This is a genomic window from Rhizobium sp. SRDI943 (genome assembly GCF_057653695.1).
Genome location: NZ_JBYGKN010000002.1, coordinates 1,215,099 through 1,231,367, shown reverse-complemented (window position 1 = coordinate 1,231,367; position 16,269 = coordinate 1,215,099). Strand labels below are relative to the sequence as shown.

Below are 16,269 nucleotides of genomic sequence, written 5' to 3'. Positions count from 1 at the left end.
AGCATGGCAAGACTGATCAGAAAACGCGAAACCCTGCTGTTCCTCATCATCGTCGTGATGATCGCGATCTTTTCGACGCGCGCTGCCGATTTCGCAACGCCGGAGAACCTCGCCGGCATTTTCAACGATACCTCGATCCTGATCATCCTGGCGCTGGCGCAGATGACGGTTATCTTGACGAAATCGATCGACCTGTCGGTCGCCGCCAACCTCGCCTTCACCGGCATGGCGATCGCGATGATGAATGCCGCCTATCCCGACCTGCCGCTCGTCGTGCTGATCCTTGCCGCGATCGTCATCGGCGCCTGCCTTGGCGCCATCAACGGCTTTCTCGTCTGGGCGCTGGAAATCCCGCCGATCGTCGTCACACTCGGCACGCTCACCATCTATCGCGGCATGGCCTTCGTGCTTTCGGGTGGAGCGTGGGTCAATGCTCACCAGATGACGCCGGTCTTTCTATCGGTGCCGCGCACGCCGATCCTCGGCCTGCCGGTTCTTGGCTGGGTGGGCATCGTCATCGTGCTTCTGATGTCTGTCCTGCTCAGATACACCCAGTTCGGCCGCTCGGCCTATGCCACCGGCGGCAATCCGACCGCGGCCGTCTATGCCGGCATCGATACGGGCTGGACGAAATTCCTGGCCTTCGTTCTGTCGGGCGCGCTTGCCGGCCTTGCGAGCTATCTCTGGGTGTCGCGTTATGCTGTTGCCTATGTCGATATCGCCAACGGCTTCGAGCTCGACAGCGTTGCGGCCTGCGTCATCGGCGGCATTTCGATTGCCGGCGGCGTCGGCTCGGTCGCCGGCACCGTGCTCGGCGCGCTTTTCCTCGGCGTCATCAAGAATGCGCTGCCGGTGATCGGCATTTCGCCCTTCACGCAGATGGCGATCTCCGGAACCGTCATCATTCTCGCCGTCGCCTTCAACGCCAGGCGCGAGCGCAACCGCGGCCGCATCATCCTGCGCGACCGCGCCGCAGCCGAGATCAGAACGGAGGCCGCAGCATGAGCACCGTGTCCACACACGAAAAGCGGATCATTCCCGACCGCCTCGGCACACCCTTCCGCCGTATCCTCGCGAGCTGGGAAGTGCTGCTCTTTGCCGTCGCCGTGCTGATCTTCATCTTCAATTCGCTGGCTTCGCCCTATTTCCTCGATGCCTGGAACCTTTCGGACGCCACCTTCAACTTCACTGAAAAGGCAATGATTGCCTTCGCCATGGCGCTGCTCGTCATATCAGGCGAGATCGACCTCTCGGTCGCCGCGATCATCGCGCTCGCCTCGACGGCAATGGGCGCGGCAGCGCAGGTCGGCATCGGCACACCAGGCCTCGTCGCGATCGGCATCGGCACCGGCCTTGCCTGCGGCATCTTCAACGGCGTTCTGGTCTCGGTGCTGAAACTGCCGTCGATCGTCGTCACCATCGGCACGATGAGCCTTTTCCGCGGCATTTCCTATATCGTGCTCGGCGACCAGGCCTATGGCAAATACCCGGCTGATTTCGCCTATTTCGGCCAGGGCTATGTCGTCTGGGTATTCTCCTTCGAATTCGTGCTCTTCATCGTGCTGGCGATCCTCTTCGCCATCCTGCTGCATGCGACGAATTTCGGCCGGCAGGTCTATGCGATCGGCAACAACGACTTCGCCGCCCGCTTCTCCGGCATTCCGGTCGAGCGCGTCAAATTCATCCTCTTCCTGCTGACCGGCGTCATGAGCGGCGTTGCCGCCGTCTGCCTGACCTCACGCCTCGGCTCGACCCGGCCGTCGATCGCCCAGGGCTGGGAACTCGAGGTCGTCACCATGGTCGTGCTCGGCGGCATCTCGATCCTCGGCGGCTCCGGCACCATCGTCGGCGTCGTCATCGCCGCCTTCGTCATGGGTCTCGTCACCTTCGGCCTCGGCCTACTGAACGTGCCCGGCATCGTCATGTCGATCTTCATCGGCCTGCTTCTGATCATCACCATCGCCATCCCGATCATCGCCCGTCGCATCAAGGTCATGAGCTCCCGATGACTTTAGAAAAACACGCCTTCAAAATGCAGCTCAATCCCGGCATGGAAGCCGAATACCGCAGGCGGCATGACGAGATCTGGCCGGAACTGGTCGATCTCCTTCATAAATCAGGGGCCAGCGACTATTCCATCCATCTCGACCGCGAAACCAACACCCTGTTCGGCGTGTTGACGCGGCCGGCCGACCACACGATGGCGAGCCTGCCGGACCATCCGGTCGTGAAAAAATGGTGGGCGCACATGGCCGATATCATGGCGACCAATCCCGATAATTCACCGGTCCAGAGCGATCTGGTCACCGTCTTCCATATGCCATGAACGCCATCTCCTATCGCCGCATCGCAGTCCTCGATATCGGCAAGACCAATGCCAAGGTCGTCGTGCTCGACAGCGAGACGGGCGCCGAGATCGCCGTGTTGAAACGGCCGAATATCGCGATCAAAACCGGTCTCTATCCGCATTACGACGTGGAGGCTCTGTGGTCTTTTGCGCTCGATGCGCTGAAGAGCCTTGCGCGCGAACCTGGCTTCGACGCCATTTCGATCACAACCCATGGCGCCTCCGCAGCACTGCTTGGCCGGGACGGCACGCTTGCCATGCCTGTCATCGACTATGAACACGAATATCCGCAGGACATCCGCGACGCCTATACGCGGCTGCGCCCCTCCTTCGACGAAACCTTCTCGCCGCGCCTGGCGATGGGTCTCAATGTCGGCGCACAACTGCACTACCAGAAGAGCGCCTTTCCCGAGGAATTCGCTAAGGTGGCGACCATCCTCACCTATGCGCAATATTGGACGGCGCGGCTGACGGGTGTTGCCGCCAATGAGCTGACCTCGCTCGGCTGTCATACCGACCTCTGGAATCCCAAGGCCGGCCGCTATTCCTCGCTCGTCGACAGGCTCGCCATTCGCGACCTCATGGCGCCGATCCGTTCCGCCTTCGATGCACTCGGCCCGGTCCTGCCGGATATCGCCACGGAGCTCGGCCTCAACTCCCCCGTGCCGGTCTATTGCGGCATTCACGATTCCAATGCCTCGCTGCTGCCGCATCTGGTTCATCGAGAGGCACCCTTCGCCGTCGTCTCCACCGGCACATGGGTCATCAATTTCGGCGTCGGCGGCGATCTCGATCATCTCGATCCGAAACGCGATGCGCTCGCCAATGTCGATGCCTATGGCCGTGCCGTCCCCTCCTCGCGTTTCATGGGTGGGCGGGAATTCGAGATCCTGTCGGCCGAGATCGGCCCTGCCGACGAAAATGACACTCAGGCGGCAATCGGCCCGACCATCGACAAGGGCATGATGCTGCTGCCGAATATCGCCCCGGGTTCAGGGCCTTTCCCGGGAAAGACAAGCCGCTGGATCGCTGCAGAGGAGGCAAGCCCCGAGGAGCGCTCTGCCGCTGCCTGCCTCTATCTCGCTTTGATGACCGATGCCTGCCTCGGACTGATTGGCGCCAAGGGCCCGGTTATCGTCGAAGGGCCTTTTGCGCTGAATAGGAGCTATCTCAAGCTGCTTGCCGCCCTGACCGGCCGCGAGGTCATGGCCCTTCCGGGTTCGACCGGCACCAGCCAGGGTGCGGCCCTTCTTACCGGCATCCGGCCAGTGTCGGGTGCCGAGACGCATGTTCCGCCGACCGATATCCCCGGACTGACCGCCTATCGCACCCGCTGGCATGCGGCGATGGAATAGGAGTCTTTCCAAAAGCGGCCTTGTTCGTCCCAACCTTCTCGCTAGTGTGGCACCTCGAAAATCATGTCGAGGAGATAGCATGACAGAGACATTCGATCCCCGCGCCCTTGCCACCCGGCTTCACAGCCTGCGCCAGGCCGGCCGACAGGAAGCAACGAGCGCTTTCGCGCTGCCAACCGATCTCCATCAGGCGATGGAGGCGCAGGATTTGCTTGCCGCTGCGGGCGGCATTTCCAGCAATGCCTGGAAGGTGACGGTCTCGCCGCAGGACCAGGCGGTCACCGGCCCGCTGCATCCCTATGCCGAAGCCGTCTCGGGCGCGGACATTCCATGGTATCCGGGCCTGAAATTCGAGACCGAGATCGCCGTCCGCCTCGGCAGCGACCTGCCCGTCCGCGCCGGCATTCCTTACAGCCGCACTGAGGTGGTCGAGGCGATTTCCGCTGTCTATCTCGGCGCCGAGCTGCTGGTCAGCGCCGTCAAGGAAAGCGGCAACGTTTCGTTTCTGCTGTTCGTCGCCGACCGTCTCGGCAATAGCGGCTATGTGCTCGGCCCGAAGCTCGAAAAAAGCGTCGTCGATACCGCCGGTAGCACGCCGCTCAAGGTCACCCATGCCGGCCGCACGATCTATGATGGTCCGGCACAGCATCCGAAGGGCGACGTTCTCACCTGGCTCGTCGATTATGCCAATGACGGCTTGCGCCCGCAGACATCGCTGAAATCAGGTGCGCTCATCACGACGGGCACGTTGAGCGGCGCGATCGAACTGACCGAACCCGGCGAGATCGACATCCTGCTCGGCAATAGCAGCCTCAGCTTCTCTGTATCGAAGGTCTGATTGACCCCGATTTTCCCTGGATTGGTGCCGGAATTGGCAATTGCCATCCGGTTCGGCCTGCGGTAATAAACTTGATTACAAATTGAAGGTTTACTTCCGGCGCGTCGCCGGAGGCGGAAGTGGAAATGACGTTTCAACCGCGGATGCAAAACAAGATCCAGGGCTTTTCCGTCGTCGGCGGCGTGCATCGCCGCCTGTGGAACGGCATCGTCGCCGATGTCTGGGACGTGGAATGTGCCTCTTATGCCGGCGGCTATTACGTCTCGCGCGATCCGCGGCTGTTCATCATGCTCGACAAGCGGGGACCGGGCAATTCGCATATCAAGCTCTCGCCGAAGGAGCAGGGCACCGTCCAGGACACCGAGAAACGGCCGATCTCCTATGTGCCGGCCGGCATGGAAGTCTGGGCCGATCTGACCGACGTGCATTCGGTGCGCCACCTCGACATCCATTTCGACACCGAGACCGTCAGTCGCCGGCTGATGGAGGATATCGATCCGCGCCGTCTCGAAAGCCCGCAGCTTCTGTTTTCCGATGAGCGGCTGCTGTCGCTGGCACAGCTGGTCGCCGCCGAATGCCTCAATCCGGAGCCGTTGCACGATCTCTATGGCGACGGCCTGGCATTGGCGCTGATCATCGATGTCCTGAAAATTGCCAAGGCAATGCCGCGCAAACGCAGCAAGTTGGCCTCCTGGCAGCTTCGCCGCGCCACCGAATTCATCGAGGAAAACTGCCTGCGCAATATCCGCCTCGAGGAACTCGCCGGCCTGACAGGCCTGTCGCAATCGCATTTCAGCCATGCCTTCAAGGCCTCGACCGGCATCGCTCCGCATCAATGGCAGACCAATGTCCGGCTCGACAGGGCAAAGCGGCTGCTTGTCGAAAGCGAAAATGCGTTGACCGCAGTCGCCGCCGAAACCGGCTTTGCCGATCAGGCGCATTTTACCCGCGTCTTCCGCAAGCATATCGGCATCACGCCGGCGAGCTGGAAGAAGGCACAAGTTGCCTGATTGCAACGCTTGGCGGGCAATTGTTTGCAACGCGGAGAATTGCCCAAAAACGTTCAATTTTCCCCGATCGCGACAATCCACCCCGGTAAAACTGAGTTAATCACTCATCTTATTCAGGGCTTCGCCGCACGCGGGTATCGCGCGGCACGAGTGGGGTAGGACATATGCGCGGGCAGACCAGGGGTCTCAATTTCAAGGTAATTCTATTGGCAGGAGTGGCGATCGCCGGCCTGATCGCGGGCTCCGCCGCGGCGCAGGAAGCGAATTCGACTGAGCTCGCGCCGATCGTCATCCAGGGCGGCGGCGACACCGCCACCAGTCCGGTCAAGGGCTATGTCGCCAAGAACTCCTCCGCCGGCTCGAAGAGCGACACTGCGCTCAACGAAATCCCGCAATCCGTCTCCGTCATCGGCACCCGTGAAATGGACGATCGCGGCATTACCAACAAGATCGACGAGGCGCTGCTTTATACGCCCGGCGTCACCTCGCAGCCCTTTGGCAACGACGGCGATACCGACTGGTTCTATATCCGCGGCTTCGACGCGACGCAGACCGGCGTCTACTTCGATAATCTGACGCTGTTCAGCTATGGCTTCGGCGGCTTCCAGCTCGATCCCTTCATGCTGGAGCGCGTCGAGGTGCTGAAGGGTCCGGCCTCCGTGCTATACGGCGGAGCAAACCCCGGCGGCATCGTCAATCTCGTCCGCAAGCGCCCGCTCGACGAGCCGCTGTTTTATACCGAGATCGGCATCAACAGCAACGGCAACGCCTTCACCGGCTTCGATGTCTCCGACAAGGTCGGCTCCAGCGGAACGATGAGCTATCGCATCACCGGCAAGGTTGCCGGCGGCGACAATTATTCGGATTTTTCCGAGGATCTGCGCGGCTTCATCATGCCGCAGCTCACCATTTCGCCGGATGACAGCACGAGCCTGACGGTCTGGGGTTACCTCGCCGGGCTCGACCAGGTGCATACCGGCAACGGCTTCTTCCCTTATGTCGGCACTGTCGAGGATGCGCCTTTCGGCAAGATCGACCGCGACGCCTTCTATGGCGAGCCCGACATCGACAACGGCAGCTATGTGCAGAAAATGATCGGCTACGAATTCGAGCATGAATTCGACAATGGCATCAAGTTCTCGCAAAATGCGCGCTACGGCCATCTCGACAAGCATGAGATCGGCCCCTACCTGAACGGCTGGGTCGGCGGCGTGCCGACGGGTCCGGACTACCAGCTGGCGCGCATCGGCTTCGAAGGCCGCTCGGGGGTCGATAGCGTCTCGATCGACAACCGGCTCGAAGGCGAGACCGAAATCGGCGGCGCCACGCATAATCTTCTCGTCGGGCTCGACTACACCTATTACCGCCTCGAAAATTGGCAGGCCTGCTGCGGCTCCAATTCGATCAGCGCAACCGATCCCATCTATGGCACGACACAGGGCGCCAATTTCGTCTATGCGGACGGCGTCGTCACCAAGAACCAGATCGGCGTCTACGCCCAGGATCGGATCCATTTCGGCGATGGCTGGCTGCTGACGCTCAACGGCCGCTACGACTATGTCGATATCGACCAGGACGCCGTAATCGGCACGACCTACAGCACCAACGACAGCGCGCTCAGCGGCCGCATCGGCCTTGCCTATGAGTTCGACAATGGCTTGACGCCCTATGTCAGTGCTGCGACTTTCTTCAACCCGCTGGTCGGCACCGGTGTTTCCGGCGCGTTGAAGCCGGAAGAGGGCGAGCAGTTCGAAGGCGGCATCAAGTATGAGCCGGCCTTCATCGACGGCTCGCTGACCGCCTCGGTCTTTCACATCAACAAGCGCAACAACACGGTGACCAACCCGCTGACCTTCGCCCAGAGCCAGCTCGGCGAGGTGGTTTCGCGCGGCGCCGAACTCGAGGGCAAGGTCAATATCAACGAGAACTGGAAGCTTCTCGCTTCGCTTGCCTATACCGACATGGAGGTGATGGAGAACGACGCCAATCCGGCGCTGGTCGGCAATTCACCCTATATCGTCCCGAAGGTGACGGCCTCTCTCTGGGTCGACTACACGCTGACGACAGGAGCTTTCGAGGGCATGAGCTTTGGTGCCGGCGTCCGCCATCAGGGCTGGTCCTGGGCCGATGAGGCCAATACCGAGAAGGTGCCGGCCGCCACCCTCGTCGACGCTGCGATCCGATATGAGAAGGAAAACTGGGGCGCCTCGCTCAACGTCGCGAACCTCTTCGACAAGGAATATGTCAAGGGTTGCGGCGGGCTGACCGTCTGCGGTTACGGCGATGCCCGCACCATCACCTTCAAGCTCAGCAGGAAGTGGTAAGTTGACAATCTGAGTTTAGTTTTGCAGGAACCTGTGGGGAAAGGGAGGGCCTGCCCTCCCGAACCCGTTGCAGCGCCGAACCTGGAGCAGACCATGCCTTCGCCTTTCCTTGCCCTGTCGGCGATAGATTATGCCATCGGGCCGAAATCCATCCTGTCCGGCATCGACCTGACGCTTGAGCGCGGCCGCATTTACGGACTGGTGGGGCCGAACGGTTCCGGCAAGAGCACGCTTTTGAAGATCATCGCCCGCCAGGTCGCGCCGAAGTCCGGCGCCATCTCCTTCGACGGCAAGCCGGCGGGTGACTGGGGCAGCCGGGCCTTTGCCCGGCACGTCGCCTACATGGCGCAATTCACGCCGGCGAGCGACGGGATGACCGTGCGGGAACTCGTGGCGCTCGGCCGTTTTCCCTGGCACGGCACGCTTGGCCGCTTCACCGCGACGGATCGCAACATGGTCGAGGAGGCGATCGTCCGCACCGAGCTCGAGGATTTTGCCGATCGTCCCGTCGCCAGCATGTCCGGCGGCGAACGCCAGCGCGCCTGGATCGCCATGATGCTCGCCCAGGACGCCCGCTGCCTGCTGCTCGACGAGCCGACGTCGGCGCTCGACCTCGCCCATCAGGCCAGCGTTCTCTCGCTGGTCAAGGAACTCAGCCATGAACGCGGGCTGACCGTCATCATCGTGCTACACGATATCAACCTCGCCGCGCGCTATTGCGACGCGATCATCGCGCTCAACCGCGGCCGGATCACTGCCGAGGGCACGCCCTCCGAAATCATGCAGGCCGACACGCTGCAGTCGATCTTCGGTGTCGGCATGGGCGTCTTCCCGCATCCGGTTCGAAACGAGCCGGTCAGCTATCTGTTGTAGACCATGGCTGTTTTCTCCCGCAGGCAGTTTCTGGCCGGTGCGGCGGCCTTGCTCTCCGCCCCCGCGCGTTTGCGGGCGGCGGAGGGCTTGCGCGTTGCGACACTCGATTGGGCGCTGCTTGAAACGCTGCTGGCAATCGGCGCGAATGTCGTTGCGGCGACGGAACTGCGGCAATTCCGCGAGGTGGCGGTCACGCCTGACGTGCCGGCCACGACTGCCGATCTTGGCCTGCGCGGCACGCCGAATTTCGAGGTGCTGCGGTTTGTACGGCCGGACCTGATCTTCAACTCGAACTTCTATGCCTGGGCAGACCAACGCATGCGCGGAGTCGCGCCTGTGGAAAGCCATGCGATCTACAAACCCGGCGAAAGCCCCTTTTCGCTTGCCGAACAGGCCACACTTGCAATCGGCGAGCGCCTGCAGCTTGCCACCGCCAGACAGTTGACCGAAGAGCTTGCAGCCAGGCTCGATCGCCACCGGGCCCTCCTTGCCGCCGGTGACGGGCGGCCGGTGATCCCGATCAATCTCGGCGATGCCAGGCATTTCCGCGTCTTCGGCTCCGACAGCATGTTCGGCGAGGTGCTGAAACGCGTCGGCCTCACCAATGCCTGGCAGGCTCAGACCAGCTACTCGGCCGCCGCTCCCGTCGGCATTGAGATATTGGCATCGCTGCCCGACGCCTGGATCGTGATGATCCCGCCACACCCGGCCGATGCGCTCGCCACGCTGGCGACCAGCAGCTTCTGGAATGCGTTGCCGGCCGTGCGCGAAAAACGCGTGCTGATGCTCGGTTCGATCAATCCCTATGGCGCACTGCCGGCGGCCGGCCGCTTTGCCGATTTTCTGGCGGAGGGGCTTCAACATGCATGGAATGGTTAGCCGCGCCAAGCCCGCAGGAAGCGCGGGCACACCCGTCTTGGCGATATTACTGCCCGTACTCTGCATCACGGCCTTCGCACTCCTCATCGTAACGCGTCCTGAGGTTCCGAAGGGCGATGCCGATGCAGCCATGCTGAACAGCGTGCTGCTCTGGAACAGCATCATGCCCCGCGCCATGCTGGCACTGATCGCCGGTGCGGCACTCGGCCTTTCCGGCACATTGTTGCAGCGTGTCCTGCGCAATCCGATCGCCGATGCCTCCACGCTCGGCATCGCCTCCGGGGCGGAACTGGCAATGACCGCGGCCATGGGCTTCTCGCCCCTGCTCATCGGATTTTCGCGCGAGATGGCCGCCTTCGGCGGCGGGCTCGCGGCTGTCGCCATCGTGCTGGCTTTGAGCTGGCGGCGCGGGCTCGATCCGGTGACCGTGGCACTCTCCGGCCTGATCGTCAGCCTGATCGCCTCCGCCCTCAGCGTCACGCTGATCCTTTCGCGCGGCGAATATGCCATGTCGATCTATATCTGGGGCGCCGGTTCGCTCAGTCAGCAGGATTGGAACGGCGCACTCTCGCTCGGGCCCCGGCTTATCCTCGGCTTTGCCGCCGCTCTTCTCCTGGTGCGGCCGCTCCGCATCCTTGCCCTCGACGACAGCGGCGCCAGGAGCCTCGGCCTTGCCCTGCATTCGACCCGCCTGGCGATCATCGCACTCGCCGTCTGGCTTGCCGCCTCGGTGATATCAGAGGTCGGCGTCATCGGTTTCGTCGGGCTCGCAGCTCCGGCCATCGCAAGGCTTGCCGGCGCACGCAGCACCGGCAAACTGATGCTGACAGCGCCGCTGATGGGCGCCGGCCTGCTGTTCCTGACCGATTGCCTCACCCAGATCCTCGGCCCCGGCTTTACCGACCTTGCGCCGACGGGAGCCGCAACCGCCCTGCTCGGCGGTCCCTTATTGCTTTGCCTGCTGCCCAGCGTGCATTCCGTTTCGGCCGTTGCCACCCAGTCGAACGCAGCGCTGAACAGGCTCGCTAAGCCGCTTCTGGCCCTTGGCGCGCTTTTTACTGCCCTCGCCCTGATCTTCGCCGTCGTCCTCACCCTCGGCCCTGCCGAGGACGGCTGGCATGTCGCGACCGGCTCGCTCTTGACCGATCTCCTGCCCTTCCGACTGCCGCGAACGATCGTGGCGGCCGGGGCCGGCGCCATGCTGGCGGCAGCCGGCTTCATCATGCAGCGCGTCACCGGCAATCCGATCGCCAGCCCCGAGGTCCTGGGCGTCAGCAGCGGAGCCGGTGCAGGTCTGACCGTGGCGCTCTTCCTCTTCGGCTTCCCCTCGCCCATCATCATGCTGCTTGCCATGGCGCTCGGCGCGCTGGCAGCCTTCCTTGCAATGATCGCCATAGCAGCCCGCGCCCAATTCTCGCCGGAACGCATGCTGCTTGCCGGCGTCGGCATCGGCTCCTTCGCCATGGCGATCGTGACCATGGTGCTCGCAAAGGGCGATATGCGCAGCTATATCCTGCTGACATGGCTTTCCGGCTCGACCAACCGCGCCGGCGCCTTCGAAGCCTGGACGGCCATCATCTCGCTCGTCGTGCTGACGGCGCCCTTGCCCTTCCTCAGCCGCTGGCTGACGATCCTGCCGCTTGGCGCCGGCCCCAGCCGCGCTGCCGGCCTTCATGTCGGGGCAAGCCGACTGGCGCTTGCCATCCTCGCCGCGCTGATGACGGCGATCGCCTCATTCCTTGTCGGGCCGCTCAGCCTCACCGGCCTGATTGCGCCGCATCTTGCCCGCCTTGCCGGCTTCCGCGCCCCGGGCCACCAGCTGACGGCGAGCCTTCTCCTCGGCGCCGGCGTGCTGATGGCGGCGGACTGGCTGTCGCGCGTCGTCATCTACCCCTACCAGGTGCCGGTCGGCCTCTTCGCCGCCCTGATTGGCGGCCCCTATCTCATCTGGCTGCTTTCGCGAAAGGAGGTTCAGCAATGATGGCTGAACGATTTACAGTATCCGGCATCGCGATCACCGCCGATCCCGGCAGAATGCTCGACGAGATCTGCACACATTTCGTCGAGCACGGCACCGTCACCCGAAACGGCGACGCCGTGACAGTCGAGACGATGATCGGCAAGGCCGATATAAGTCGAGACGGCCAGGCACTCGCGATCGAGCTCTCCTGCCGGAGTGCGCGAGCGCTGCAGAATGTGCGGGCCATCCTTGCCGAACACCTGTTCGACTTTGCCGGCGAGGCGACGCTGGAGCTCACCTGGTCCGATGCTCCAAAGGCGGACCGCCTGCCCGATCTGCGCGAAATCCGCGTCATCGGCGCCAAAAACATCACCCCGCATATGCGCCGGGTTACCGTCGCCTGCGACGACACCAGGCATTTTGCCGATGGCGGTCTGCATTTTCGCCTGCTCATTCCGCCGAAGGGGCGCCCACCCGTGTGGCCGCAATTGCGCCCCGATGGCCGCATCCACTGGGCGAGCGGCGAAGACGCACTGACCGTGCGCATCTATACGATCCGCAGCGTCTATGTGGAGCGGGGCGAGATGGAGATCGATTTCGTCCTGCATGAGGGCGACAACATGCCCGGCGCCGAATGGGCGATCAACGCCAAGCCGGGCGACATCGCCGGCGCCCTCGGGCCGGGCGGCGGCGGAGTTCCCGACGCAACGTCGATCATCCTTGCCGGTGACGAGACGGCGCTGCCCGCCATCTCCCGCATCGCCGCCGATATCCCCGAGGGAAGGCGGCTCACGATCTTTCTTGAAATCGACAGCGTCGCGGAAGAACAGCCCCTGCCCTCGGCGGGCATTCTCGATGTCACCTGGATGCATCGAAACGGCAAACCGGCCGGCACGCTTGATATGATCGAGAAATCAATCAAGAACGCGCTCAGCGATGCGGATGCCGACACCTTCGTATGGGCCGGCTGCGAAAGGGCGGAAGCCAAGCGCATTCGCGACTTCCTGAAGACCGAGCGCGGCCATGACCGCCGGAGGATGAGCATCGGCGCCTATTGGGAGCGCTGATCAGCGCTTACGCCTTCTCGCGGAACATCTCGATGATGGCGGAAAAGTCCCTTCCGCCATGTCCTAGCTTGTCGAAGAGCGCATAAAGCTGCGCGGCTTCCGCGCCGAGCGGCGTGGAGGCGCCGCTTGTCAGCGCCGCCTCCTGCGAAAGCCTGAGATCCTTCAGCATCAGAGCTGCGGCAAAACCCGGCTTGTAGTCATTGTTCGCCGGCGAGGTCGGCACCGGTCCGGGCACCGGACAATAGGTATTGATCGACCAGCACTGGCCCGACGAGGTCGAGGCGACGTCGAACAGCGCCTGATGCGAGAGACCAAGTTTCTCGGCGAGCACGAAGGCCTCGCAGACGCCCACCATCGAAATGCCCAATATCATGTTGTTGCAGATCTTCGCCGCCTGGCCGGCGCCGGCCTCGCCGCAATGGATGATCTTCTTTCCCATCGCCTCCAGGATCGGCTTCGCCCTGGCGAAGGCGTCTTCCGTGCCGCCGGCCATGAAGGTCAGCGTGCCCGCGGTCGCCCCGCCCGTGCCGCCGGAGACCGGGGCGTCGAGCGACAGGCAGCTTGCGGCCTTGGCCATCTCATGCGCCTTGCGGCTGCTCTCGACATCGATGGTCGAGCAATCGATGACCAGCGTCCCTTGCGCGGCGGACTGCAGGATATCGGTCCAGGCGGTCAGCACGTGTTTGCCCTGCGGCAGCATGGTGATGATGATCTCCGCGTCCTTGACCGCCTGGCTGGCATGGCTTGCCGGCTTGACGCCGCTCTCCTCGGCCGCCTTCAGCACCGAAGCCGCGAGATCGAAACCGAGCACCTCGTGACCTGATTTGACCAGATTGGCCGCCATCGGCCCACCCATGTTGCCAAGCCCGATGAATGCGATCCTTGCCATGCTCTTCTCCTATCGATTGTCTTCGAGGATCATTGCTGCCGCCTTTTCGGCGATCATGATCGTCGGCGAATTGGTGTTGCCCGAGGTGATCGACGGCATCACCGAGGCGTCGGCGATCCTCAGCTTGCCGAGCGCCCGGAATCTCAGCCTAGGATCGACGACGCTGTCCCTGTCGGCGCCCATGCGGCAGGTGCCGACGGGATGGAAGATCGTCGTGCCGATCTCGCCCGCCGCCCGCTCCAGATCGGCCTCCGTCTGATAGGCGGGGCCCGGCTTGAATTCCTCCGGCCTGAAACGGGCAAATGAAGGCTGCGCGACGATCCTGCGGGTCAACCGTATTGAACGGACAGCTATGTCACGATCGCGCTGCGTCGAGAGGTATTTGGGGCTGATCGTCGGCTGGGCGGCAAAATCCGGGCTGGACAGGTGCACCGAACCCCGGCTTTCCGGCCTCAGATTGCAGACACTCGCGGTGATTGCCGGGAAAGGGTGGACGGGATCGCCGAACTTCTCCAGCGAGACCGGCTGCACATGATATTGCAGGTCGGGCGTTTCCCGGTCCGGGCCTGATCGGGTGAAGATGCCAAGCTGGCTCGGTGCCATCGCCATCGGCCCTGAGCGGCGGACGAGATATTCGAGCCCGATCGCCGCCTTGCCGATCAGCTTCGTCGCCTTCTCGTTCAGCGTCGGAACGCCTGTCACCTTGTAGGCCAGACGCAGTTGCAGATGGTCCTGCAGGTTCTCACCGACACCCTTGACCTCGGTGACGACATCGACGCCGGCACGCTGGAGAACCTCGCCCCGGCCGATGCCTGACAGTTCCAGGATATGCGGAGAACCGATCGATCCGGCGGACAGGACGGTTTCTTTCACCGCGTAGGCGCGTTTCGCTACGCCCCGATGCTGGAATTCGACGCCGGCAACGGCGCCTTCCTCCACCAGCAGCCGCCGAACCTGCGCCTTGGTCAGGACGGTCAGGTTGGAGCGCCTCATTACCGGGCGCAGGAAGGCCTTCGAGGTGTTCCAGCGAATGCCGGAACGCTGGTTGACGTCGAAATAACCCGAGCCTTCGTTGCTGCCGCGGTTGAAATCCGCGGTCTCCGGAATGCCCGCTTCCCTGGCCGCCTGCTGAAAGGCATCGAGCACGGCCCAGCGCACACGCGCCTTCTCGATGCGCCACTCGCCGCCGGCACCATGCATCTCGTCTTCGCCGCGATAAAAATCCTCGGACTTGCGGAAGAAGGGCAAAACATCGTCCCAACCCCAGCCGCTGCAGCCCATCTGCCGCCAGAGGTCGTAATCGCGCGCCTGGCCGCGCATGTAGATCATGCCGTTGATCGACGAACAGCCGCCGAGAACCTTGCCGCGCGGATAGCTCAGCGCCCGACCGTTCAGTCCCGCTTCCGGCGCCGTGGTGAAGCACCAGTCGGTACGCGGATTGTTGATGCAATAGAGATAACCGACCGGAATATGGATCCAGTGATAGTTGTCGCTGCCGCCGGCTTCGAGCAGCAGCACCCGGCTCCGGCCATCGGCAGACAGCCGGTTGGCGAGCACGCAGCCGGCGCTGCCTGCCCCGACGATGATGTAGTCGTAACGATCCATGCCCCGACGAGACTCCAGATGCTTGCCGCTTCCCTCTCCCCGCAGCACGGGGAGAGGGAGAGTCGCAGCGCCGCCGCCCGTCTCTTTTCCCGGGAAAAGTAATTCTTTCCGGAAAGAGAGAGGTCCGCCCGTTCAGCGGCGATAGACGAAGCCCAGTTTCCGCCCCAGCCGCGAGGCGTAGAATTCGCCGATGATGCCGCGGCGGAAGATCAGCACGCAGACCATGAAGACGATGCCAGTGATGATCGTCACCGGGAATTCCGAGGTGGCGAGGTAGTTTTCCAGCGCCACCACCAGCCCGGCGCCGAAGAGCGGGCCGATCAGCGTGCCGATGCCGCCGAGCAGCGTCATCAGGATCACCTCGCCCGACATCTGCCAGGCGACGTCGGTCAGCGTCGCAAACTGGAAGACGATCGATTTCACAGCACCCGCGAGCCCGGCAAGCGCTGCCGACATGACGAAGGCGCCGAGCTTGTAGCGCGCTACGGAGTAACCGAGCGAGATCGCCCGTTGCTCGTTTTCGCGGATCGATTTCAGGATCATGCCGAAAGGCGAGTTGATGAAGCGCCAGATGATCAAGACGCCGATGATGAAAACAGCCAGCACGAAATAATACATGTTGGTCGAGCTGTTCAGATCGATGAAGCCGAAGAGATGGCCGCGCGGCACCGACTGGATGCCGTCCTCGCCCTCGGTGAACTCCGCCTGCAGGCAGAAGAAGAAGAACATCTGCGACAGCGCCAGCGTGATCATCGCGAAATAGATGCCCTGGCGGCGGATGGCGAAGAAACCCATGACGAGACCGAGAAACGCCGCACCCGCCACGCCGATCAGGATGCCGAGTTCCGGCGGCAGGCCCCATGCCTTCACTGTATATGCGGTGAAATAGGCCGCGCCCCCGAAAAAGGTGGCGTGGCCGAAGGACAGCAGGCCGGTATAGCCGAGCAGCAGGTTGAAGGCGCAGGCAAAGAGCGCGAAGCAGAGCAGCTTCATCAGGAAGATCGGATAGAAAAAGAACGGCGCCAGCAGCAGGATCAGCAGCCCCGCCAGCAGAAAACCCGCCTGCACTGAAAGAGCGGTACGGCTTTTTTCCGTTTCGATGGTTTCGGTGACGTCAGCCAT

The 16,269-nt window shown here is 62.9% G+C and carries 14 protein-coding genes; 11 read left to right on the top strand and 3 right to left on the bottom strand.

Annotation, left to right across the window (positions count from 1 at the left end):
- Nucleotides 1–3 precede the first annotated feature (3 nt).
- The 11 genes from AC245Y_RS30005 (at nucleotide 4) to AC245Y_RS29955 (ending at nucleotide 12,653) form a co-directional block, all read left to right on the top strand.
- Nucleotides 4–1,005, top strand: a complete 1,002-nt coding sequence (locus AC245Y_RS30005) for an ABC transporter permease (RefSeq protein WP_017996466.1) — start codon at nucleotides 4–6, stop codon at nucleotides 1,003–1,005.
- Nucleotides 1,002–2,009, top strand: a complete 1,008-nt coding sequence (locus AC245Y_RS30000) for an ABC transporter permease (RefSeq protein ID WP_017996467.1) — start codon at nucleotides 1,002–1,004, stop codon at nucleotides 2,007–2,009. Before AC245Y_RS30005 ends, AC245Y_RS30000 begins: the two co-directional genes overlap by 4 nt.
- Nucleotides 2,006–2,326 carry an L-rhamnose mutarotase gene (rhaM, locus tag AC245Y_RS29995; protein ID WP_003553870.1) on the top strand — a complete coding sequence of 107 codons (321 nt, stop codon included), beginning with the start codon at nucleotides 2,006–2,008 and terminating at the stop codon, nucleotides 2,324–2,326. Before AC245Y_RS30000 ends, rhaM begins: the two co-directional genes overlap by 4 nt.
- Nucleotides 2,323–3,702 carry an FGGY-family carbohydrate kinase gene (locus AC245Y_RS29990; protein WP_017996468.1) on the top strand — a complete coding sequence of 460 codons (1,380 nt, stop codon included), beginning with the start codon at nucleotides 2,323–2,325 and terminating at the stop codon, nucleotides 3,700–3,702. Before rhaM ends, AC245Y_RS29990 begins: the two co-directional genes overlap by 4 nt.
- A 79-nt stretch (nucleotides 3,703–3,781) precedes the next feature.
- Nucleotides 3,782–4,540 (top strand): fumarylacetoacetate hydrolase family protein, encoded by a 759-nt coding sequence (locus tag AC245Y_RS29985; protein WP_003553872.1) that lies wholly within the window; start codon nucleotides 3,782–3,784, stop codon nucleotides 4,538–4,540.
- 125 nt (nucleotides 4,541–4,665) lie between these two features.
- Nucleotides 4,666–5,550, top strand: a complete 885-nt coding sequence (locus tag AC245Y_RS29980) for a helix-turn-helix domain-containing protein (protein WP_026157609.1) — start codon at nucleotides 4,666–4,668, stop codon at nucleotides 5,548–5,550.
- Nucleotides 5,551–5,714: 164 nt separating this feature from the next.
- Entirely contained in the window at nucleotides 5,715–7,874 is a 2,160-nt protein-coding gene (locus tag AC245Y_RS29975) for a TonB-dependent siderophore receptor (RefSeq protein ID WP_026157610.1), read from the top strand.
- Between the two features lie 93 nt (nucleotides 7,875–7,967).
- Nucleotides 7,968–8,747, top strand: coding sequence for an ABC transporter ATP-binding protein (locus AC245Y_RS29970; protein ID WP_017996471.1), 780 nt, complete (start codon nucleotides 7,968–7,970; stop codon nucleotides 8,745–8,747).
- A gap of 3 nt (nucleotides 8,748–8,750) precedes the next feature.
- Nucleotides 8,751–9,626: an ABC transporter substrate-binding protein gene (locus AC245Y_RS29965; RefSeq protein ID WP_003553879.1), complete on the top strand. Its 876-nt coding sequence runs from the start codon at nucleotides 8,751–8,753 to the stop codon at nucleotides 9,624–9,626.
- The gene (gene fhuB / locus AC245Y_RS29960) at nucleotides 9,619–11,607 is read left to right on the top strand and encodes a Fe(3+)-hydroxamate ABC transporter permease FhuB (protein WP_026157611.1); all 1,989 of its coding nucleotides are present in this window, start codon (nucleotides 9,619–9,621) and stop codon (nucleotides 11,605–11,607) included. Before AC245Y_RS29965 ends, fhuB begins: the two co-directional genes overlap by 8 nt.
- Nucleotides 11,604–12,653 carry a DUF2218 domain-containing protein gene (locus AC245Y_RS29955; protein WP_017996473.1) on the top strand — a complete coding sequence of 350 codons (1,050 nt, stop codon included), beginning with the start codon at nucleotides 11,604–11,606 and terminating at the stop codon, nucleotides 12,651–12,653. Before fhuB ends, AC245Y_RS29955 begins: the two co-directional genes overlap by 4 nt.
- Before the next feature lie 7 nt (nucleotides 12,654–12,660).
- Here the strand turns inward: AC245Y_RS29955 and mmsB are convergent, their stop codons facing one another.
- From mmsB to AC245Y_RS29940, 3 genes are all read right to left on the bottom strand, one after another.
- On the bottom strand, nucleotides 12,661–13,542 hold the full coding sequence (gene mmsB, locus AC245Y_RS29950; protein WP_017996474.1) for a 3-hydroxyisobutyrate dehydrogenase: 882 nt from the start codon (nucleotides 13,540–13,542) through the stop codon (nucleotides 12,661–12,663).
- A 9-nt stretch (nucleotides 13,543–13,551) separates the two neighbouring features.
- On the bottom strand, nucleotides 13,552–15,147 hold the full coding sequence (locus tag AC245Y_RS29945) for a GMC family oxidoreductase (protein ID WP_003553887.1): 1,596 nt from the start codon (nucleotides 15,145–15,147) through the stop codon (nucleotides 13,552–13,554).
- Nucleotides 15,148–15,279: 132 nt separating this feature from the next.
- A complete protein-coding gene (locus AC245Y_RS29940; protein ID WP_017996475.1) occupies nucleotides 15,280–16,269 on the bottom strand; it encodes a branched-chain amino acid ABC transporter permease in 990 nt (329 codons plus the stop codon).